This is a genomic window from Streptomyces scopuliridis RB72 (assembly GCF_000718095.1).
GTDB classification, from domain to species: domain Bacteria; phylum Actinomycetota; class Actinomycetes; order Streptomycetales; family Streptomycetaceae; genus Streptomyces; species Streptomyces scopuliridis.
In genome coordinates this window covers 1-352 of sequence record NZ_JOEI01000098.1, presented here as the reverse complement: position 1 = coordinate 352, position 352 = coordinate 1, and the positions used below count along the sequence as shown (strand labels likewise).

At 66.5% G+C, this 352-nt stretch carries 1 protein-coding gene; it reads left to right on the top strand.

Annotation, left to right across the window (positions count from 1 at the left end; all coding sequences use genetic code 11):
* Window positions 1-352: AMP-binding enzyme (locus IF11_RS39825; RefSeq protein WP_157848489.1), on the top strand; the 352-nt coding region annotated here is incomplete at both ends.

Here is a 352-nt window from a genome sequence, read left to right as displayed (position 1 = left end):
GACGGGTGATGTGGTGCGGTGGCGTGCGGATGGGGTGTTGGAGTATGCGGGTCGCGGTGATGATCAGGTCAAGGTGCGGGGGTTCCGTATCGAACTCGGTGAGATCGAGAGCGTGTTGACGTCTCACTTGTCCGTGGCTCAGTCGGTGGTGGTGGCGAGGGAGGATCGTCCGGGTGTGAAGCGCCTGGCCGCCTACCTGGTCGCCGAGGCGGATACGCCGCTGGACGTGGCGGTGGTGCGTGAGCATGTGGCCTCGGCTCTGCCCGAGTACATGGTCCCGGCGGCCTTCGTCGTACTGGACTCGCTGCCCCTGAACGCCAACGGCAAGCTGGACCGTCGTTCCCTGCCCGCG